General features: G+C 67.0%; 15 protein-coding genes and 1 pseudogene. 8 read left to right on the top strand and 8 right to left on the bottom strand.

Features of this window, described 5'->3' with window-relative positions; translation table 11 throughout:
• On the bottom strand, nucleotides 1-1,545 hold a 1,545-nt coding region (locus DQP58_RS10840; RefSeq protein WP_240629728.1), incomplete at its 3' end, for a condensation domain-containing protein.
• A gap of 106 nt (nucleotides 1,546-1,651) precedes the next feature.
• On the opposite strand from DQP58_RS10840, the gene DQP58_RS10835 reads away from it, so the two are divergent.
• Nucleotides 1,652-3,316 carry a (2,3-dihydroxybenzoyl)adenylate synthase gene (locus DQP58_RS10835; protein WP_112708391.1) on the top strand — a complete coding sequence of 555 codons (1,665 nt, stop codon included), beginning with the start codon at nucleotides 1,652-1,654 and terminating at the stop codon, nucleotides 3,314-3,316.
• 28 nt (nucleotides 3,317-3,344) lie between these two features.
• Here the strand turns inward: DQP58_RS10835 and DQP58_RS10830 are convergent, their stop codons facing one another.
• The gene (locus DQP58_RS10830; RefSeq protein ID WP_112708390.1) at nucleotides 3,345-4,406 is read right to left on the bottom strand and encodes a 3-deoxy-7-phosphoheptulonate synthase; all 1,062 of its coding nucleotides are present in this window, start codon (nucleotides 4,404-4,406) and stop codon (nucleotides 3,345-3,347) included.
• A 313-nt stretch (nucleotides 4,407-4,719) separates the two neighbouring features.
• Nucleotides 4,720-5,580, bottom strand: a complete 861-nt coding sequence (locus tag DQP58_RS10825) for a LysR family transcriptional regulator (protein WP_112708389.1) — start codon at nucleotides 5,578-5,580, stop codon at nucleotides 4,720-4,722.
• Between the two features lie 105 nt (nucleotides 5,581-5,685).
• Here DQP58_RS10825 and DQP58_RS10820 point away from each other — a divergent pair, with 105 nt between their 5' ends.
• Nucleotides 5,686-6,396, top strand: coding sequence for an SDR family oxidoreductase (locus DQP58_RS10820; RefSeq protein WP_112708388.1), 711 nt, complete (start codon nucleotides 5,686-5,688; stop codon nucleotides 6,394-6,396).
• Nucleotides 6,397-6,431: 35 nt separating this feature from the next.
• Here DQP58_RS10820 and DQP58_RS10815 read toward each other — a convergent pair whose 3' ends face one another.
• The 3 genes from DQP58_RS10815 to DQP58_RS10805 all read right to left on the bottom strand — a co-directional run bounded on the left by DQP58_RS10815 (nucleotide 6,432) and on the right by DQP58_RS10805 (nucleotide 9,777).
• On the bottom strand, nucleotides 6,432-7,049 hold the full coding sequence (locus DQP58_RS10815; RefSeq protein ID WP_112708387.1) for a TetR/AcrR family transcriptional regulator: 618 nt from the start codon (nucleotides 7,047-7,049) through the stop codon (nucleotides 6,432-6,434).
• Nucleotides 7,050-7,149: 100 nt separating this feature from the next.
• Nucleotides 7,150-7,896, bottom strand: coding sequence for a maleylpyruvate isomerase N-terminal domain-containing protein (locus tag DQP58_RS10810; RefSeq protein ID WP_112708386.1), 747 nt, complete (start codon nucleotides 7,894-7,896; stop codon nucleotides 7,150-7,152).
• 222 nt (nucleotides 7,897-8,118) lie between these two features.
• The gene (locus DQP58_RS10805; RefSeq protein ID WP_112708385.1) at nucleotides 8,119-9,777 is read right to left on the bottom strand and encodes an NAD-dependent malic enzyme; all 1,659 of its coding nucleotides are present in this window, start codon (nucleotides 9,775-9,777) and stop codon (nucleotides 8,119-8,121) included.
• 824 nt (nucleotides 9,778-10,601) lie between these two features.
• On the opposite strand from DQP58_RS10805, the gene DQP58_RS10800 reads away from it, so the two are divergent.
• The 5 genes and pseudogenes from DQP58_RS10800 to DQP58_RS27615 form a co-directional block, all read left to right on the top strand.
• Complete coding sequence (locus tag DQP58_RS10800; protein ID WP_112708384.1) at nucleotides 10,602-11,993, top strand: condensation domain-containing protein; 1,392 nt, start codon at nucleotides 10,602-10,604, stop codon at nucleotides 11,991-11,993.
• Nucleotides 11,994-12,029: 36 nt separating this feature from the next.
• Complete coding sequence (locus DQP58_RS10795; RefSeq protein ID WP_112708383.1) at nucleotides 12,030-13,676, top strand: ABC transporter permease; 1,647 nt, start codon at nucleotides 12,030-12,032, stop codon at nucleotides 13,674-13,676.
• Entirely contained in the window at nucleotides 13,676-15,016 is a 1,341-nt protein-coding gene (locus DQP58_RS10790) for a hypothetical protein (protein ID WP_112708382.1), read from the top strand. Before DQP58_RS10795 ends, DQP58_RS10790 begins: the two co-directional genes overlap by 1 nt.
• Entirely contained in the window at nucleotides 15,016-16,263 is a 1,248-nt protein-coding gene (locus tag DQP58_RS10785; RefSeq protein WP_112708381.1) for a hypothetical protein, read from the top strand. The genes DQP58_RS10790 and DQP58_RS10785 overlap by 1 nt, the downstream gene beginning before the upstream one ends.
• A gap of 839 nt (nucleotides 16,264-17,102) precedes the next feature.
• Nucleotides 17,103-17,534 (top strand): annotated as a pseudogene (locus tag DQP58_RS27615) (PPE family protein); the annotation flags it as partial.
• Between the two features lie 26 nt (nucleotides 17,535-17,560).
• Here DQP58_RS27615 and DQP58_RS10770 read toward each other — a convergent pair.
• Entirely contained in the window at nucleotides 17,561-18,958 is a 1,398-nt protein-coding gene (locus tag DQP58_RS10770; RefSeq protein ID WP_430915863.1) for a PPE family protein, read from the bottom strand.
• 91 nt (nucleotides 18,959-19,049) lie between these two features.
• Nucleotides 19,050-19,961, bottom strand: coding sequence for an oxygenase MpaB family protein (locus tag DQP58_RS10765; protein ID WP_112708379.1), 912 nt, complete (start codon nucleotides 19,959-19,961; stop codon nucleotides 19,050-19,052).
• A gap of 84 nt (nucleotides 19,962-20,045) precedes the next feature.
• Here DQP58_RS10765 and DQP58_RS10760 point away from each other — a divergent pair, with 84 nt between their 5' ends.
• Entirely contained in the window at nucleotides 20,046-20,708 is a 663-nt protein-coding gene (locus DQP58_RS10760) for a TetR/AcrR family transcriptional regulator (RefSeq protein ID WP_112708378.1), read from the top strand.
• Nucleotides 20,709-20,722 lie beyond the last annotated feature (14 nt).

The raw sequence follows: 20,722 nt of genomic DNA, 5'->3' as shown, positions 1-20,722 counted from the left end.
CAGCAGCTCGTCGATGTGGTAGGCGAACATGGCGTCGATGACGCCCGGGGGGAACATGCCTTCGCGCACATCCCAATTCACCAGGACGCCGCCATCGAATTCGGTGACCTGCGCATCCAGCAGCACCTGCGGCCCCTGGGAGATGATCCATCCCGGTGTGCCGAAGCGGTCGGTCACCTCGCGGCTGAATAGTTCGCCGAGTCCCAGCGCGCTGGTGAACACCACCGGGGCGAGCACCTGCGTGCCGCGATGACGGCTGAGGTCGCGCAGCACCGACAGCCCGGGATAGGCGGAATGGGCGGCGGCCGTGCGCATCGCGCCCTGCACGGCCTGGGCCCGCGCCGCCGCGGTATGGGCGCCGGCGAGATCGACGTCGAGCAGCAGCGAGGAGGTGAAGTCACCGACCAACGAGTCGACGTCGGGGTGCAGGGCCTGGCGCCCGAACAGTGGGACGTTCAGTAAAAAGCGCGACGTGGTCGACCACCGCGCCAGGGTATTGGCAAATCCCGCGGCCAGCGCCATGGCCGGGGTGATGCCGTGCGCCTGGGCGCGGGCGAACAGCGCATCGCGGGTTTGCGGGTCCAGCCAGTGCCAGCGCCGCGTGCTCTGCTGCGAGCCGCGGCCACGGGTGGACGGCAAGGCCGGCGGGTCGGGCAGCTCCGGCAGGCGCAGCGCCCACCAGTCCCGGTCGGCGTCGCGCGCCGGTTGCGGCTGCGCCTCTTCGGCCTCGATGGCTTGGCGGTAGCGCCGATAGGTGTAGCTCAGCGCCGGGAGGTCGCGGCCGCCGTAGTGGGCCGCCAGATCGCCCATCAGGGTCCGGTAGCTCATCGCGTCGGCGGCCTGCATGTCCAAATCGACATGCAGCCGGGACCGCTCGGACGGCAACAGCGTCACCGCCAGTTCGAACACCGCGCCGTCGAGCTGCTGGTGTGACTTCGCGTCGCGGATGTCGGCGAGCCGCCGCTCGACCTCGTCGGTGCTCAGCTGCCGCAGGTCCTCGACCTCGACCGGGAAGGCGCCGCTCTGGTCGGCCGGGGGAATCTGTTGCGTGCCGTCGGGCAGGAACCGCACCCGCAACATCGGATGGCGACGTGCCAGCGCGGTGGCCGCCGCGCGCAGCCGCTCCGGATCGATCGGGCCACCGTCGAATTCGACGTAGAGGTGCCCGGCGACGCCACCGAGCTGCTGGTGGTCCTGGCGGCCCACCCACATCGCGTGCTGCATGGGGGCCAGGGAAAACGGCTCGTTTTCGGCCGACGGTTCAGCGCTCCCGGCCGCCTCGGCGGGAACGGTCTGCTGGTCGGCGCTGTGCCCGTCGGCGGAGACCAGCCGGGCCCAGGCGTCGATGGTCGGCTGCTCGGCCAGGGTGGCGAAGTCGATGGCGATGCCCCGGCGGCGCCACCGGCCGGCCAACGTCATGATCCGGATCGAGTCCAGGCCCTGGCTGATGAGGTTGCCACGCGGCTGAACTGCATCGACGTCGACGCCGAGCAGTTCGGCCACCTCCGCCCGGATGTCCTCCGAGCGTGCCGAGGCGTGCACCACAGACCCTCCCTGAATTAGCACAGGCTGCCCTAATTTTTTGGTTACCCTATCCTTACTCCCTGCGTCCCCGCTACTAGCCCCGTTCGAAGCCCCCGCTGAAGGAGCCATGAGCCCGAACACACCGCAGCCGCCGACCGGAGTCCTCGACGGGTTTGTGCCCTTCCCCGCCGATCGGAGCGCCGCCTATCGGGCGGCCGGCTACTGGGCGGGGCGGCCCCTGGACACGATCCTGACCGACGCGGCCCAGCAATGGCCCGACCGAGTCGCCGTCGTCGACGCCGTGAGCGACACGGGCCTCAGCTATGCGGACCTGGACGACCAGGCTAACCGCGCGGCCGATGGGCTGTGGGGCGCGGGTATCGCGCCGGGCGATCGGGTGCTGCTGCAATTGCCGAACGGCTGTCAGTTCGCGGTGGCGCTGTTCGGGCTGCTGCGGGCCGCAGCGATACCGGTGATGTGCCTACCCGGTCACCGGGCCACCGAACTGGGACATTTCGCCGCGGTCAGCGAGGCCACCGGGTTGCTGATCGCGGACACCGCGGGCGGATTCGACTACCGGACCATGGCGCAGGGTCTCGTCGAGCGGCACGGCGCGCTGAGGCACGTCATCGTCGACGGCGACCCGGGACCGTTCACCTCGTGGGCGCAACTGCGCGACGGGACGACCACCGGCGCGCGGCCATCGACGCCCGATCCGGGATCGCCTGCGCTGCTGTTGGTTTCGGGCGGCACAACGGGCACGCCCAAGCTCATCCCCCGCACCCACGACGACTATGTCTTCAACGCGAAGGCCAGCGCCGAACTCTGCGGGCTCACCCGCGACGACGTGTATTTCGCGGTGCTGTCCGCCGGGCACAACTTCCCGCTCGCCTGCCCGGGTCTGCTCGGCGCGATGACGGTCGGCGCCACCACCGTTTTCGGCACCGACCCCAGCCCCGAGGCGGCCTTTGCCGCCATCGAACACCACCGTGTCACGGTGACCGCCCTGGTGCCGGCGTTGGCCAAGTTGTGGGCGCAAGCTTGCGACTGGGAACCAGTGACACCAAAGACGCTGCGGCTCTTGCAGGTTGGCGGCGCCAAGCTGGAATGCGAGGATGCCCGCTTGGTGCGCAGCGCTTTGACCCCGGGCCTGCAGCAGGTGTTCGGGATGGCCGAGGGGCTGCTGAACTACACCCGGCTCGACGATCCCCCGGAACTCACCGAACACACCCAGGGGCGGCCATTGTGTCCGGCCGACGAACTGCGCGTCGTCGATGCGGAGGGCAACCCGGTGCCGCCGGGCGAGGAGGGCGAACTACTGGTCCGCGGACCGTACACGTTCAACGGCTACTTTCGGGCCCAGCGCGACAACGAACGCAGCTTCGACGCGCAAGGGTTCTTCCGCAGCGGTGACGTGGTGCGACTGCGCAACGACGGCTATCTGGTGGTGACCGGTCGGGTCAAGGACGTGATTTGCCGTGGCGGAGAAACTATTTCGGCGGCGGACCTGGAGGAGCAGCTGCACAGCCATCCGACGATCTTCTCGGCCGCCGCCGTCGCGCTGCCCGACCCTTACCTGGGCGAGAAGATCTGTGCGGCCGTGGTTTTCGACGGCCCAGAACTGTCGCTGGCGGAATTGAACGGCTACCTCGACGAGCGCGGTGTGGCCGCGCACGCCCGCCCCGACGTCTTGGTGGCGATGACGTCACTGCCGACCACCCCGATCGGCAAGATCGACAAGAGGGCGATCGCCAATCAGGTTTCGTCGCGACAGGCACCAGCCCCTCGTTGACGCGGCCCGGCCAAACCGTGTCCCGCGGTCAGACCATCGCCGCGTAGAGGTCAGCCAACAGCCCGGCGGTGGTGGTGAAGTCCATGCACCGATCGGTCACGGACTGGCCGTAGACCAGCTCCCCGCCGAGCGATTGGGCGCCGGCGACCAGGAAGCTTTCCAGCATCAGTCCGGCGATACCTCGTTCGCCAGCGGCGATGCGTGCGGTCACCTCGGCGGTGACCTCGGCTTGGCGCACATGGTCTTTGGCCGAGTTGGCGTGTGAGCAGTCGATCATGACCTGCCCGCAAAGCCCGGCCTTACCGAGCCGTTCGATGGCGCCGGCCACCGCGGCGGCGTCGTAGTTGGGTCCGTTGGTGCCACCCCGAAGGATGACGTGGCAGTCGGGATTGCCCATGGTCTCGACGACGGCCGCGCGACCGAAGTCGTCGGTACCGAAGAAATTGTGCTGCGCCGCAGCGGCTTTGACACCGTCGATGGCGACCTGGACGTTGCCATCGGTGCCGTTCTTGAACCCGACGGGCATCGACAGGCCCGACGCCAACTGGCGGTGCACCTGCGACTCGGTGGTGCGGGCGCCGATCGCGCCCCACGCGACGGCGTCGGCGATGTACTGCGGACTGGTGGGCTCTAAAAATTCACACCCCACCGGCAGGCCGACATCGATGATGTCAAGTAACAGTCCCCGCGCTACCCGGATGCCCCGCTCGACGTCGAAGCTGCCATCCATGTTGGGGTCGTTGATCAGTCCCTTCCACCCGACGGTGGTCCGCGGCTTTTCGAAGTAGACGCGCATCACGATCTTCAGCCGATCCGAGTACTCGGCGGCCATCGGCGCGAGCCGGCGCGCGTAATCGAGTGCGGCGACCGGATCGTGCACCGAGCACGGGCCGACCACCAGCAATAGCCGATCGTCGCCACCGGCCAGGATCGCCGAGATCTCGTCACGATCGCGCTGGACGGCCTGGGCGCGCCGGGCGGTCAACGGCAGTTCGGTGCGAATCACCGCCGGTGCCGACAGTTCCCGGAACGAGACGATCCGGTGGTCGGACGTGTCGATGGTCGCCGCTTCGTCATTGATGATGGACATGGACGGTGTGTGCCTTTCTGTGCTGGCTCCCAGGGCACGCCCGCTGGTTCCCGATGCCCTGAAAGACGAAAAGCAGCGACCGTGTGGTCACTGCTGGGCTCCGGGTATCAGTCGTGCGCGTGCGTCAATCGGCCGCCGCATCGCTGGCTCCACCCGGAGCCAGGATAAAGCGCCAATACGCGCGCACGCCGATAGTCACGTCGGCGAAGATACCACGTCAGGTCGGTGCGGCTAAAAACGCGTCGCGCCGCGCAGTTGGTCACGGCCAGCAAGGAGTCCCGTCGGGGATCAAAACTGCGCTGGCCCAATCGAATCAGCGCAGATTCAGCGCGGCGATTTGATCGAGGAATGCGCGCGCGGGTGCGGACGCACTCGCGGAGACCGCGACGCCGAGGCGCCGCAAGGTCGGGGGCAGCAGCGGACGCACCGCGACGCCGGGCAGTTCTGGCAGGCCGGCGCTGGGCAGGATGCTCACCCCCAGGCCGGCGCGCACGATCTCGAGCGTCGCCGCAATCTCGCGCGCTTCGAAGGCCAGGTCGAATTCGACCCCGGCGCGGCGCGCGATCGGCATGAACACATCCGCACATCCGCCCGTACCACGAACGAAGGGTTCCTTGGCCAAGTCGGCGTAGGTGACGACGTCCTTGGCGGCAAGCCGGTTGTCGGCCGGCACCACCGCAACCATGTCCTGTTCGCCGAGGACGGCGACGTCAAAACCCTTGCTGGGCAGGCTGACCACACCAGCTTCGGCGGCCCCCTGGTCGAGCCAATCCCGAATCTCTTGCTCACTGCCCTCGAGCAGCCGGATGGTGACAGCCGGATGTCGCTGGGCGAACGCCCGGAGTTGGGGAGCGACGAGCGTTGCGGTGGCCGACGGCAGGCTCGCGAGGCTGAGGGTCCCGGTGATGTCGCCCGCCAGGCCGGCGACCTCGGTGCGCATCAACGTGAGTTGGCGCACCGCCTCTCGCGCGTGCGTCAGCGCGATGGCACCCGCTTCGGTCAGGGAGAGCCCGTCTCGACGGCGAACGAACAGCGGCAGGCCCAGCTCTTTTTCCAGCGTGGCGACGGTGCGGCTGACGGCCGGCTGGGATAACCCCAGCCGGCGGCTGGCCGCCGTGAAACCGCCCTGATCGACCACCGCAATGAACGTTCTGAGCTGCGCCAACGTCGTCATCGATCCTCCATAAGGGCAACGCCATCGCCTATAACAACAACGTTATGCAACGTTTGCGTTCCAGAACGTTTCAGTAATAATACGGAGCCGTCGAAGGAGGACATCATGACCGCAAGGCGCGTACTGATTACCGGGGCATCGAAGGGGATCGGCCGGGCAGTCGCCGACCGGGTGGCGAGGTCCGGCGACATACCTGTCGGCCTGGCTCGCACCGCGCCCGACGACTTCCCAGGCGAGTTCTACGAGGCGGACCTCACCGATCGGGTCGAGACCGACTCCGCGCTCGGGCGCGTGCTGGCGAACGGGCGCATCGACGCGGTGGTCAACAACGTGGGCGTCGCCCGGTTCGGCCGCATCGGTTCGATCAATCTGGACGACCTGGCCGTCACGTACGACCTGAACGTGCGCGCCGCCGTGCAGGTGGTCCAGGCGGTGCTGCCCGGCATGCTGGTCAACGAGTGGGGACGCATCGTCAACGTCACCAGCTTGACCACGCTGGGCACTTCGGAGCGCACGCCCTACGCGGCGACGAAGGCGGCACTGGAAGCGTGCACCCGGATCTGGGCCGGCGAGCTCGCGCAGTCCGGCATCACGGTCAACGCCGTGGCGCCAGGACCCATCGAAACGGAGATGTACCGCGCGCTCAGCCCGGTCGGGTCCGAGCGCGAAGCGCGGATCCTGCAGACGATTCCGTTGCGCCGCCTCGGGACACCCCGCGAGATCGCCCATGCGATCTGCGCACTGTTGGACGAGGACGCCGGCTACATCACCGGTCAGATCATCCGAGCCGACGGCGGCGGCAGCATCGCGGCGTAACGACACCTGTCGGCGAGCGGTGCGGCGGAGGTGGACTAGCCAGAACCGTTGGCGCGCAACGCGTCGATGAGTCGGTCCATCACCGCGCCGGCGTCCGCGCGGGCTCGACGATGATCGTCGGCGCGCGCGATGTACAGAGTCGCCTCGCGCAGTGCTCCCATGATTGTCAGGGCGGTGACCTCGACGGGCTGGCGGGGAATACTGCCGGATTCGATGGCGTCGGTGAGCAGTCCAGTCACGAACCCGATGTTGTAGCGGTGGCCGATGTCGCTCCAGCGTTCCCATCCCAGCACCGCCAGCGCCTCGAGCAGGACGATGCGCTGGATCTCGGGTTCGGCGCACGCGTCCAACCAGAGTCCCGAACACAGTCGCATGATCTCGACGGGATCGGAGTGCCCGGCGGCGGCGACCGCGTCGACCATCCGCGCGGCCATCTCCCCCTCGACGCGCTCGAACACCGCCGCGAATAACTCTGTCTTGTCAGCGAAATGGTGATACAGGGCCCCGCGGGTAACCCCCGCGTTGCGGACGATCGTTTCCAGGGACGCGTCGGCGAATCCGACTGACGCAAACAGCGGCCGGGCAGCACCGATCAACGCATCGCGTGTCTCGGCCGCGCGTTCGGCCTGCGTGCGGCGACCGCCCTGCGCCATCGACCCTTACCTTTCACGTCACCGTATGCCTTCCCATACATACCGTATGAAGGTCCGGGATCGTGTGACCGACCGGTGTGGCGTCGGGGTCGGACCCGGCTCAGAACACCCTGAGCCGGCGAACGACATCCAGCGACGACGGGTCGCCTTCCGCCTGCACACCCAAGTCCGCCCAGGTGCCGCGCTGGGTCACCCAGCGCACGAACGCCTGCGAGTCGGACGCGACACGCGCCCCAACCTCGGCGCGCGCCCCGATGTGCAGGGTGCGGGGGCATAGCCCGTCGAGGCGAACCTCCACGCCGGTGTGTAAGTCGTTGAGCAGCGGCACATTCTGCTGTGGCAGTGCCGCTTCGATCCAATCGAGGGTGGGCACAAGCCGCAGCTCGTCGACGGGCGGCGGGTCCCCCGGCAGCGGCCCGTCGGGGGCAAAAAGGTCGTAGCGAGTGTGGATGAGTGATTCGAAGACAAAGGTTGTCGGCACCACCGAGGCCGGATAGGTTCCGACGTCGCCGATGGGGATGTCGATGTCCTGACCCTCTATCGCAGCGAGCACCTCGAGCCCTCGGGCGCTGACCGATTCATAGTCGGCCACCACCTCTTTGGGGGTCATAGAGCGTCGCGATTCCACGTAGAGGTCCGCCGCGCGTTCGGCCGGCAAATCGCCGGGACTGGGCAGCCTCGACGGATCGACGGCCAGCCAGAAGCTGCACGCCATGTGCGACACGAGGTCTTGCACCGACCAACCGGAGCAACCACTGCCCTTCGCCCACAACGGATCCGGCATCTGCGAGCAAAGCTCCAGAACGATTCTGCGTTCTTCCGCTATGGCGTCGAGTGTGGCGCTCATGAGACCCTGCCTACCAGATACATACTGTATGTATTAACATACACACTGCATGTATGAAGTCAAGCCATGGGCCGATGCCGTCCCATGGAAAGGCCGTACCGAGTCAGCCGGTGCCGAGGAGGCGCTGCTTCTGCGTCGAAAGTCGTTGCGCTTGGCCAAGACCGGTGCAGGTAGGGCAGTGGAATACTCACACCGCCATCCGGTGCCCGTGACCACCAGCCTTCACGGGTCGACTGTCGCGGGGTACTCGGGTTGCCAACGCACCTGCGCGATGCGTTCGGCGAGCTCTGCGTCGCTGCGCGGCGGGGCGACACCGTCCGCGACCGCCTGCGCGGCGACGGCGTGCGCGATGCGCACGGCGACATCGGGCACGTCCGACCACGCCGGCAGCAGCGGCTGGTCGGGGTTGGCGAGGGCGGGCGAGGCCTCGCCCAAGGTCTGCGCGGCGATGCGCATCATCTCGTCGGTGACCCGGGTTGCCTGAGCCGCCGTCACCGCGAGCCCCATGGCGGGAAAGATGTAGACGTTATTACACTGCGCGACAGCGTGTTCCACGCCGTCGCGGTATAGCGGCGCGAACGGCGAGCCGGTGGCGATCAGGGCCCGGCCGTCGGTCCACTGATCCAGCTCGGCGGGGCGCGCCTCGGCGCGGCTGGTGGGGTTGGAAAGCGGGAAGATGATCGGCCGGTCGGTCTTACCGGCGAGCTCACGCACGATGCTCTCGGTGAAGGCACCCGCGGCGGTCGACAGGCCTAGCAGCACGCCCACCTCGACGTGGTGGACGACGTCGGCCAGCTGAGCGGGACTTGACAGACCCCATTGCGCGACGCGGGCGGCGGGCTGGGCGAATCCGCGCTGCGCGTCCGACAGGTCGGCGCGGTCATCGGTGAGCAGACCGACGACGTCGAGGACCCAGATACGCTGGGAGGCAGCCTGTTCGGACAGCCCTTCGTTCATCATCTGCCGTCGAATCATGTCGAGCACTCCGATACCGGCCGAGCCGGCGCCGAGCATCACGATCTGTTGCTGCGACAGCGGGCGGCCGGCGACCTTGGCGGCGCCGTGCAGTGCTCCAAGCGTGACGGCGGCCGTCCCCTGGATGTCGTCGTTGAAGGTGAGCAGCTTGTCGCGATAACGGGCCAGGATCGGCAGCGCATGCGTGGTGGCGAAGTCCTCCCACTGCAGCAACACATTCGGCAACTGCTTGCGCACCGCGGCGACGAACTTGTCGATGAACGCGTAGTAATCGTCGTCGTCGATGCGCCGGTGCCGCCAACCCAGGTATTGGGGATCGTCGAGGAGCTCGCTGTTGTCGGTGCCCACATCGAGCACGATCGGAAGCGTGCGCGCGGGATCGATGCCACCGATCAGGGTGTAGAGGGACAGTTTTCCGATCGGGATCCCCATGCCGCCGATCCCCTGATCGCCCAGGCCGAGGATGCGCTGCCCGTCGGTCACCACGATCACATCGACCTCACGTTGCGGCCGGTTGTTCAGTACCTCGTCCAGGCAATCACCCTCGGTGTAGGACACGAACAATCCCCGGGGCCGCCGGTAGATCGCGCTGAAACGCTGGCAGGCCTCCCCCACGGTGGGTGTATAGACGATGGGCAGCGCCTCGGGAATGTGGTCGCGCAATACGCGGTAGAACAGCGTCTCATTGCGGTCCTGCAATGCCCGCAGATAAATGTGTTTGTCGAGATCGTCGCGACGAGTGGAGAATTCGTGCCAACAATGCGCGGCTTGCTGCTCCAGCGTCTTCACCGTCGTCGGCAGCAGACCCAAGAGACCCAGCCGCCGGCGCTCGGCTTCGGTGAAGGCGGTGCCCTTGGTACTCAGCGCATCGAACAATCTGGCCGGACCCCGCAGCTCATCGGGCATCGTCTAGGTCCCTTCGTTGCGACTCTTGCGGAAACGGGAAACGGCGGTGTCCACATCATCATCGATCATCGAAGGGCGCTTTGTCTGCTGAGCCCTCGAGGCTTCCGCCCGGGCGTGACTCGCCCTTCGATGGGTGCTCAAGGATTGAACCCGCGCGTTGCGCAGTTTGCTGGGTGCGCCACGGTTCTCACGATTTTTGGTCCCCGAGTTGTCGTCGGCAGCGACGTAGGGCTCAGTGCCGCCGCACTTTTGGGGGATCGCATGATTGTTTGCCCGCATCAGCGGCGCGAGAAATCTTTCACTGACACTATTCCAATACGGCCGTACATCACGATATGGTAACCGAGGCACCGTTTCGGCAGGTCCGCAAGCGTTACGTGGGGCCTCGCCAAGATTGCGCCGGCTCTGTGGGTGGGAATCGACAGGTTGGGTCATCACGTCGAGATAAATGCTTGTTCGAGTCGTAGTTCCGTGTTAACGATGCACGAATTAAATGACCCCGCGTGTCGACTACCTCACACGAGCACACGACGGGTTGACAGAACTTCCAGTGCGATTGCGGGCCCGAGAGGGGAACTTTATGATTGCGCCGCGGAAGGGTCGGCGAGTCATTTGTCTGCGCCGCTTGGCGATATGCGCATCACCGGCTGACAACACCCTGGGCCGCACCGACCGTGCGCATTGTTCGAAGCGGCGTGGCACGAGGCACTTGCTGGGCCCGCGGAACCGGACCGCTTCGGCATCCGACTTACTCAGCAAATCACCTGCGTTGCCGTTAAGGTCATCCGGACCGGCGTCGCCAGCTGACGGACGAAAGGTAGCGCATGTTCTTGGGCACAGTTGAGGACTGGACAGCCGAGGGCACCGTCGTCTCCTGGTACCCCACTGCGGCTACCCATCGGCGCGCGGCCGAGGCCCAATACCATCCCGCCCCGGTGAGTTATCAGCAGGCGCAGCATCTTCGCTATTACCGTCGGCAGGTCAGTCGCGGCCGCGACATCCCGCGGTTGTGCATCGGGGCTTGGGAGATCAGCGGCGTGTGCGATATCGACGCGATGACGCACGCCGTGAACTCCCATCTGCGCCGACACGACACCTACCACGACCGGTTTGCCTTCGGTGACGACGACGAAATCCTTCGCTATGTCATTCCCGACCCCGAAGTCATCACTTTGGAGCCAACCGATCTCGGCAGGATGGCCCCGACGCAGATTCGCAAGCTGCTTCTCGATACGCCCGACCCGTTGCAATGGGACTGCTTCACCTTCGGGATCATTCAGGCGGCGGACCGGTTCACCATCTATATCGCCGTTGACCATTTGCGAGCCGATGGCATGTCCGCGGGCGTGATCTTCCTCGACATCCAAACGATGTACTTCGCCGCCTTGCAACGCGCGCAGAACCCGCTGCCGCCCGCCCCGAGCCATCGCCAGTACAGCGCGAATCAGCATGCGTACACCCGGGGCCTGAACGAGGAGTCGCCCGAAATCCAGTCGTGGCGGGCGTTTCTCGCGGCGAACAATGGGGCGCTGCCGAAGTTTCCCCTGGAATTGGGCGAGTCGAACGCCGATACACCGGGGGCCATCGACGTGTTCGATCTGATCGATGACGACCAAGGCCGACGGTTCGAGGCGGTGTGCCGCGCCGCGGGGGCGCGTTTCAGCGGTGGCGTGTTCGCCTGTGCCGCGCTCGCGGAGTACCGGTTGACCGGTGCACCAACATATTTCGGACTGACGCCGTTCGACAACCGGCGCGATCCCGCGCACGCCACCGCGGTCGGCTGGTTGGCCAGTTTCGTCCCGCTGGCAATCCCGACCGCCGGTGCGTCGTTCGATGAGGTGGTCAGCGCCGCCCAGGCATCGTTCGACGGCAACACGGCCCTGGGCGCGGTGCCGTACTACCACCTGCTCGAGTCAACGGACCCGTCGTCGACCCCCATCGAGGTTCCCGACCGCCCCGTCCCGATGTTGTCCTACATCGACATCCGCAAATTGCCGTTCGGTGACTACTTCGACGGTCTGCGCGCGGGTGTCTGGGGTGACAACCGGCTGTCGGAGACGGTGTGCATGTGGGTCAATCGCATGCACGACAAGACGCAGTTGGTGGTCGCCTACCCGGGCACCGACATCGCCCGCAGGTCCGTCTTGCGCTACGTCGAAACGATGCGCGCCGAATTCACCCGGGTGTGCGAGGCCGGACCGCATATCGATGCGTGATGCCCGTCCCGTCCTGTCGCCGCGGGAGGTCTCGGTATGAGTGCCCTCGTGGCACTCACCTTGCGCACGATGTCGGGATCGCGCCGCGATGCCGACCTACTCTTCGCGGCGCTGGCTCCGGTGGGCTGCTTCTTGGGGTTCTCCCTCGTGCTGGGCGGCATCATCCGCACCGGCCCGATGACCTATCCGCAATACGTGCTTCCGGTGGTCATCGTGCAGGCGATGCTGTTCGGCGCGATGACCACAGCCGACCGCGCCGCGCGAGACCGGTTGTCCGGCTTCGGGTCCCGGCTTCGCACCCTGCCGGTCCCAGCGGCGGTGCCGCTGAGCGCGCGGATGCTGTATTGCTTGATACGCGCGATCATCGCGCTGATCGCTTCCCTTGCGGTCGGGTGGTCGTTCGGTTTCCGGATGCAGGGCGGCCCGGGCGTCGCGGTTCTGTTCGTGGTCATCGTCGTGGCGTTCGCGATGGCGGTGTGTCTCGGCGCTGACGCTTTGGGCTCCCGCGTCGGTTCCGTCGAGTCGTCGAGCCAATTACTGCTGCTCCCCCAACTGGTCCTGGTGTTGTTGTCCACGGGCATCGCTCCGGCGGAATCGTTTCCGGCGTGGCTGGGACCGTTCATTCGCTACCAACCGGTGTCGCAGGTCACCGAGACGCTGCGCGCTCTTTCCACCGGTCACGTTCCGCGCCGGGAGCTCGCGCTGACGCTGGCGTGGTGCCTCGGATTGCTGGCGCTGTTCGGTGGACTCGCGGTGTGCATGCAGCGACGCGTCGGCGCGGGGAGTTCGGGCGCCGCCCGGATCGTGCGCAAGCCCCGCCCAAACGCCTTAACGACGGGTGATGCGTGCGCAGAACAGGCCGCGATTGCCGTCAATACCGAGGTGGGGCAGAGGATTTCGCGCCTGACACCGCTGACGGCCTTCGTCAGCCAAAGCGCGTCGGAGGCGGGACGGCTACTGCGCCGCTGGCGGCGCGATCCGATCGTCGCGGTGCAGGCGCTGTTGTTTCCGACCTTTCTGCTCATCATCTACAAGCTGCTGGTCGGCAAATCCGTCCTGGCCGTCACCGGACACGACAGCCTGTACGGGCTGGTACCCATGTGCGCCGTGGTCGGCGCCGTGTTCGGCACCCTCGGCGCCGGTTTGGCTTTGCCGTCTGAGCGGGAGTCCGGTGTGCTGACCAGGCTGTGGGTGCAGCCGGTGCATCGGGCCAGCACCGTGGCGGGGCGACTGGCCGCCGAGGCCGCCCGAACCACTACGTCCGCGGTCGTGCTCACCGTCTTCGGGATCGCTTTGGGTCTGCGATTCAGCTGTGGCTGGATGGCGATGCTGGCCTTCGTGCTGGTGCCCGTGGTGATTTCGGCGGGCATGGCGACGGTGGTCATCGCGATCGCAGCGCGCGCGGACGGCAAGGCGATGGTGACGTGGCTGGGTGCGGGGTGCGTCGTGCTGTTGTTCCTCAATACCGGTGTGGCTCCGGCCGAGGTGTTTCCGGGCTGGCTGCAACCGGTGGTGCGTTTTTCGCCGATATCGCCGACGATCGAGGCGATGCGCGCCCTCGCGGAGGGCGGACCGGTGTTGTCGCCGCTGTGGCAGGCGGCCCTGTGGGGCGGCGTCCTGGTCGCGGTGTTCGCGCCGGCGGCGGTGCGCGGGTATCGCGCCGCGGCCGAGGCGGGGTGCTAGTGACCAGGCTGGCGCTATTGGACCAGGCCGCTTTCCTTCGGCTGCGCGCCACCGGTCAAGGCAGCACGGTGCAATGCACGTGGGTTTACGACCGTGACGTGAACATCGACGAATTGCGGGCCTTCAAGGACAATCTGGGTGCCGGCCTGCTGGGCCGGCGGATCGAGCGCTCGCCGTTGCCCTTCGGGCGTCATCGCTGGGTGGTCGACGGCCGCTCGCCCGACATCGCCTGGGAGCCGCGGCAACCGCGGCACGAGATCGGCGCGTGGCTCGAACGGCGCGCCCAGGTGCGGGTGGACCCCGAACACGGCCCGACGTTTCACCTCGGCGTGCTGCCGCTGGCCGACGGGGGCGCAGCGGTCACCCTGGTGGCCTCGCACTGCGTTGTCGACGGGCTCGGCATGGTTACGGCCGTAGCCGAAGCGGTCAAGGGAGAGCAACGCGATCTCGGTTACGCTCAGCCGAATTCACGCGCGCGGTGGCGCGCGGTGGGCGAGGATCTTGTCGATGCCGTCATCGCGCTGCCGGCGGCGATGCGGGCGGTGATCGCGACGCTGCTGATATTGCTCAGGGTGTCGTCCAACCAGCAGCCCTCGCCGCGCACGCGGAACCCGGAGGCGCTCACCTTCACCGACGACCCGAACGTGGCGCCGTCGGTGACAATCCAAACCGACGCGGCAGCTTGGGAAGCGCGGGCGCGCAGCCTCAATGGAAGCAGCAACGCGCTCTTCGTCGCCTTCGTCGCTCGGCTGGCGCACCGGATGGGCAGAGTGCTGCTCGATGGGAACTCGGTGACGGTGGTGCTTCCGGTCAGCGACCGGACCGCCGACGACGACCGGGCCAACGCGTTGACCTCGATCACGCTGACGGTCGACGGCACGGCGGTGGCCGACGACCTGATTGCGGTGCGCACCGACATCAAGACAGCGCTGACGTCCCTGGAAGAACAGCCCAACGAAATGCTCGCCGGGTTGCCGCTCATCCCGTTTACGCCGCAGTGGCTGGTCCGGCGCGCCGAAGGCATCGCGATGTCGTCTGGTCAGCTGCCGGTGGGATGTTCCAATCTCGGTGCCCTCGACGCGGCCGTCAGCCGCATCGACGGCGCGGACGCATCCGAGCTTTCCATGCGGCTCGCCGAGCAGGGCATCACCCGGGCGCGCATCGAACAGGCTCACGGCCAATTGTTCTGCGGCACAGGGACGGTCCACGACAGCCGGTTTCTCACCGTCGTCGCCTATCAGAGCGGCTCCGGCCAGACCTTCGCCGCTCGCGAGCTCGCGTGTGGTGCGCTGGCGGACCTGCAGCTGTCTGCCACCACCGTGTACGAGGGGCGCATCTGATGGTGACCGTGAGAATTGAGGCGAATCCGCTTGCGCGAAACCACATCCTGTATGTTGGCGCCGCGATCGCGGCATGGTCGGCGGTCGTGTTGTGGTTCGCGATCGAGGTCGTTCCGCTCGACGTGTACTGGATGTCCTATTACGCCGCCGATTACCGGCACGGCTTCGTCCGTCGTGGCCTCGCCGGTGAAGTGGTCCGCTCCGTTCCCGGACATTATTTCGCGGCCTCGCTAGGCCTGCGGTGGCTGTCCACGGGGATCTATCTGTGCGGACTGGCGGCGGTCGGGGGCGTGGTGGCGTTCAGTCGCCAGCGCTCGCAGCGCCGGCTCATGCTGGCGATGGCGATTCCGTTGCTGCCCTTCGGTGTACCGTTCGCGGCGTTTTCGGCCCGGCCGGATTTGTTCGGCGGGGCGGCCCTGGCGCTATTCAGCTCGGCCTTGACAATCACGCGTACCCGGACCATCGCAATGGGCTGCTGCGCAACCTACGGCGCCGCGATCGCGGTGTTGACCCTGGTGCACGAGGCAAACGGGCTGCAGTACGCGTTGGGAGCCGTGCTGGCGATCATCGTTCTCGGCGGCGCACTGGAAACCACCCAGCGTCGTGGCGTGCTCGTGGCCGTGACACCAGGAGTGATCGTCGCGGTTATCGTGGCGGGATTCGGTCGGCACGACATCGCCTCGCAACTGTGTGCGTCCGTACCGCATCGAGTGATGCCCAATCCCTTCGCCACGGTCACGTCGCCGCAAACGCTGATGCGCTTCGTCATCGACGGCCAGAGTCCCAGGACCGATTATCACGACTGGGTGTGCCGCAACGTGTTGCAGAACTACGACCACGGGATCGGGGACGCCGTCCGCGCCGTCGGCCACATCGGAATACTGGGCCTGACCATCTCTTTGCTGTTCGGCGGCGCCGCGCTGGCTGTGACACTGTGGGGAGTCAGCGGTGTTTCGGGCGTGCCGCTGCGCGCGTTCGTCGGGGCCCTGCGCGGCCGGATGAACTGGGTGATCGCCGGCCTGGTGTTGGTCATCCCCGTATTCCTCACCGGTTACGACTGGACTCGCTGGCTAACGATCACCGGCCTCGACGTCGCGATCGTGTTCATTCTCTTCGCGGCCCGCCGACCGGAAATCGAGCAGGCGGCTACGCCAAAGGCCTTGCGATTGTTCATTTTGCTTGTCATCGGATTCGCGCTGGTCCCAGTGGGCGCCGTTCCCGGTTTCGGTGGACCGCGGATGATTTAACGCCGTCCTTCCTTAGGTATGGCTTGGTGGAAGCCGCCGCGTCATAGCTGGTAGCGTAAGCGGCACTGTGAGTTTCGGAGTTATAAGGCCGTCACGGTGGTCACGACGACAAGCTGCGTCCGCCATCGTTGCTGCGCTTGCCCTTCTCGCAGTTGTGCTCAGTTGTGGAGCTTTGCGCACCCAGGCGGCAACCCGAGCGGTGGCGCCACCGGCGGTGGCGGCATCGGCCGGTCCGGTTTCCGGGCCGATGCAGCTGAGTCACGACTCCGTACCTGTCCGCCGCATTGGCGTGAGCTCCACCGTGAACGATGACAAGGCGTTCAAGGGCGGCGGGATAAAGCGTTTTCGGCCAACAACTTTGGCGTTTTCCACGCCCCGATCGCCCGGATCCGCGGCACCCGCGGTGGTGGCGGTCATCCGGGCTGAGCAACGGGCCGATGCGCCCGCTCGTGCGCCGGCGTCCAGCTGCGTTGACCAGGATCTTCTGATTCGATTCTGCGTCGCCCGCTGCTGATCACGCACGGCAGTTTCTCGCGGACAACGCCGCTGCGGCAGGTTTGAACATTAGCTGCCAGCAGGCTCCGCGTACTTGATCCTCTTGTTGCGGCAGTCCGCATGGACGCGATCTTCGCTGTCGAGCTCGAAATCACCGTGTATCGGTGCGCCAGTTGCACCGAATTACGAGGTCAGGATGAGAACTCTCGGTGTCGTACGTTGCCATGCTGCGTTTGCGCCTTGCCGTGGCAACTTCATTCATTCACAACATGCCGCGCTGCTGACTTGATCACGCGCGACGTCGCGACACGTCAGCCAGGCAAGCAAAGAAATTAGGGAAAGACATGGATTTTGGCGCATTGCCACCCGAGATCAACTCCGGTCGGATGCACCTCGGACCCGGGCCCGCCACCTTGCTGGCCGCCGCCGCGGGTTGGGAGTCGCTGGCCGCCGAGCTGGCGCACGGCGCCGGCAGCTACCACGCCGTGATCGCGGGCCTCACCGGTGAGTCCTGGTCGGGGCCCGCATCGATGTCGATGGCGGCCGCCGCGCTGCCCTACATAGCGTGGATGACGGCCACCGCCGAGCGATGTGGGCAAACGGCGACGCAGGCCGCGGCCGCCGCGGCGGCATTCGAAACCGCATACGCGATGACAGTGCCACCTCCGCTGGTCGCCGCCAACCGCGCCCGGCTATCGGCGTTGATTCAGACCAACATCTTCGGCCAGAACACGCCGGTCATCATGGCGACCGAGGCCGAGTACAGCGAGATGTGGGCGCAGGACGCCGCCGCGATGTACACCTACGCCGCCAATTCGGCTGCCGCGTCGAGGCTTTCGCCGGTTGCGCCGCCGCCGCAGACGACCAATCCGGGCGGCCTCGCCGGCCACATCGGCGCCGTCACGCACGCGACGGCCCAATTCGGTAGCAGCGCACACACATCGGCGACGCAGTGGGCCTCCTCGGTGCCCCAAACCCTGCAAGGTCTCTCGACCCCCGGCTCATCCTCGAGCACCGGTCTGTCGCAGGCGGCGATGGGCACGGGCGCGTCGCTCGGGTCGTCGGGAGCCTCCGCACCGCTCAGTTCCCTGTCAAGTTTGACCAGCGCCTCGGGCAAGGGTGCGAGCAAGAGCGCGAGCACCGGTGCCGGCGCGGCCTCGGGCCTGGCCTCGGCGCTCGCCGCCGCACCCGCGGCGGACGGCGCCGGTGCGGGGACCGGCACGGGCGCCGGCACGACCGCGGGGTGGGGTAGGCCCGCCAGGCCGGCCAGTCCGGCGAAACCGCCGACGGCACCGAAGGGGGCGGCCACGATCAGCAGCGCCGGAGCGAACAGCTCGGGCTGGCTGGTGAAGATCTCGAGGATGTGCGTCGGCCAGTCGAACAGAGCGAGCTGGACCAGATACTGAAAGGCCAACGCCGGATTGTGCACCAGGTAATAGCCGAACTGCTCGAAGTCTTCCAGCAGCTCCAGGGCGCGCACCACCCAGAAGATGGGCTGCCCGGCGTTGGTGTAGGCGTCGTAGTCCAGCCCGTTCACGGTGCCCTCGGCGGGGTCCCAGTTGATGCCGAAGTTCTTCAGGATGTTGGCGATGAAGTCGTTGAACGGGTTGTCGATGGTGGGGTCGTGGTCCGGGTCTCCCGAGTCATCGTGCGAGGCATGGAACTTGACGATCGGAGGCGGCGGATCGGCCTGCGGTGTCGAGGCGACCGCCGCGGTGGACACCGCCTGGTAGGTGGACATGGTGGTGGCCGCCTGCGTCCACATCCGCGCGTAGTCCGCCTCGTTGACCGCGATGGGAATCGTGTTGACGCCGAAGAAATTCGTCGCCACCAGCGCCCCGTGCACGACGTGGTTGGTGGCCAGCTCCGGCAGCGTGGGCATGGCGGACAGGGCCGCGGTGTAGGCCGCCGCGGCCACCTCGTGCCGACCGGCGGCCGTCGCGCTGTCGGCTCCGGACTTGGTCAACCAGGCCAGGTACGGCGCGTGCGCGGCCGCATAGGACTCACCGCTGGGCCCCTGCCACGCCCCGGCCTGCACTCCGGCCAGCACGTCGCTCAATTCTTCTGCGGCAGAGGCATATTCGGCGCTCAGCTGCGACCAGGCGGCGGCCGCCGCCAGCAGCGGACCGGGTCCCGGACCGCTGCTGAGCAACGCGGAATGCAGTTCGGGCGGCGAGGCCATGAAAATCGGGGCCGTCATCAGGCACTCCTCAGGCTGGAAGGGTTACCAGACTGAGGAGCCTAATGAATATGATTATCGTTTTCAACTGGCGGCGGATCCGCCCTGCGCACTAGACCAGCGGGCGGCCCTTCTTGATCCTGCGGTCCAGGTCGTGCAGCAAGACGTTGAACGGGAACTGGCGGATGAACCTCGGTAGATACCGGTTCACCGTCGCCAGCACGGCGATCAGCCTGTCGAAGCGGCGCTGCTTGGTCGCGTCCCAGGGCAGCCGCATCTCGTCACGGAACCGCTGCGGCAAGAACCCCGTGGTGATCAGCAGCGCGAAGTTTTCGGAAAGGCGCTGCAGCCGAGCCGGCAGTTTGACGCCCCGAATGCGATTGGCGGCAATGGGAAACAGGTACTCCCGCACGGCGTCGTCGATGTGGACCTTGGCCAGCGATTCCTCCCAGTAGCGGTCGAACGCCGCACGGTCGGCGGGCCACATCTTCGGCGGCACCTGCAAGGTGGTGGCCAGCGTCATGCCCTCCCGATAGTGCCGATCGGCGTCCTCACCCTCGAGTTCACCGATGAACATCCGGTAGATGTCGACTCCACCCTTGTACAGGCACGCCCCCACCCACAGCTGCAGCTCGGGATCGAACGCGTTGTAGGCCACCGGGCTTTTGCTGTCCGGGGTCGAGTACACCTGCGCGTGAGCGCGATTCACCGCGCGGCGGAAGGCGTCCTTCTGGGCGTCGGTGCCGTTGGTCGCCACCGCCAGGTACGTGAAGGTGGTGCGGGCGCGCTTGATGGGGTGCAGGTCGACCCGGCCGCTTTCCACGCGGCTCTCCATCACGCCGTATCCGACGCCGGGCCGGGCCAGTTGCATGATCACGTTCGCCGGACCGGCCAACAGCGCGACGCCCATCAATCCCTCGTCGATACCCAGCGCCCGCCGTCGGCGCCGCTGCGGCCTGGGCGGGTCGGTGACCCTGCGCTCGACGTGCCCGATCGGCCGGTGCACCGGCTCGTGAATAGCCATTCGCCAGGTCCTCCCGCAGCGCCGGTCCGCTAATTTGCGAACGATCGTTTCCTGATATTGTCGCGACTGGGCGTTAGTGTCAAGATGGTTTCCATGAGCGAGACGTCCAGCGCACGGCCGTACCGCGGGGTCGAAGCCGCAGAGCGCCTGGCTACCCGCCGCAATCGGCTGCTCGGCGCGGGCCTGGACCTGCTCGGCGCGGAGCGGCAGAACATCTCGGCGGTCACCGTGCGCGGCGTGTGCCGCGGCGCCGGCCTGGCCGCCCGGTACTTCTACGAGAGCTTCGCCGACAAGGACCAGTTCGTCGCGTGCGTGTTCGACTGGGTCGTCGCCGAGCTGGCCGCCACCACACAGGCGGCGGTGGCCGGGGTGCCGGCCGGCGAGCAAACCCGCGCGGGCATGGCCAATATCGTGCGGACGATCACCGACGACCCCCGGGTGGGGCGCCTGCTGTTCAGCACGCAGCTGGCCGATCCGGTGATCGTGCGCAAACGTGCCGAGTCGAGCGCGCTGTTCGCCATGCTGTCCGGGCAGCACGTCGGCCACGCGCTACAGGTTCCGGCGAACGAACGCATCAAGGCCGCCGCGCATTTCGTGGTGGGCGGCGTCGGCCAGACCATCAGCGCCTGGCTGGCCGGTGACGTCCGACTAGAACCGGATCAGCTCGTCGACCACCTGGCGGCGCTGCTCGACGAGCTCGCCGAACCGAACCTGTACCGCCTCACCGAAACATGTGCGGACGCTTAGCATCCCGCGACTGA

This window comes from Mycobacterium colombiense, from assembly GCF_003284975.1.
GTDB lineage: Bacteria > Actinomycetota > Actinomycetes > Mycobacteriales > Mycobacteriaceae > Mycobacterium > Mycobacterium europaeum_A.
Note: the sequence above shows the minus strand (reverse complement) of the source record. Positions and strands in the feature narration are given on the sequence as shown.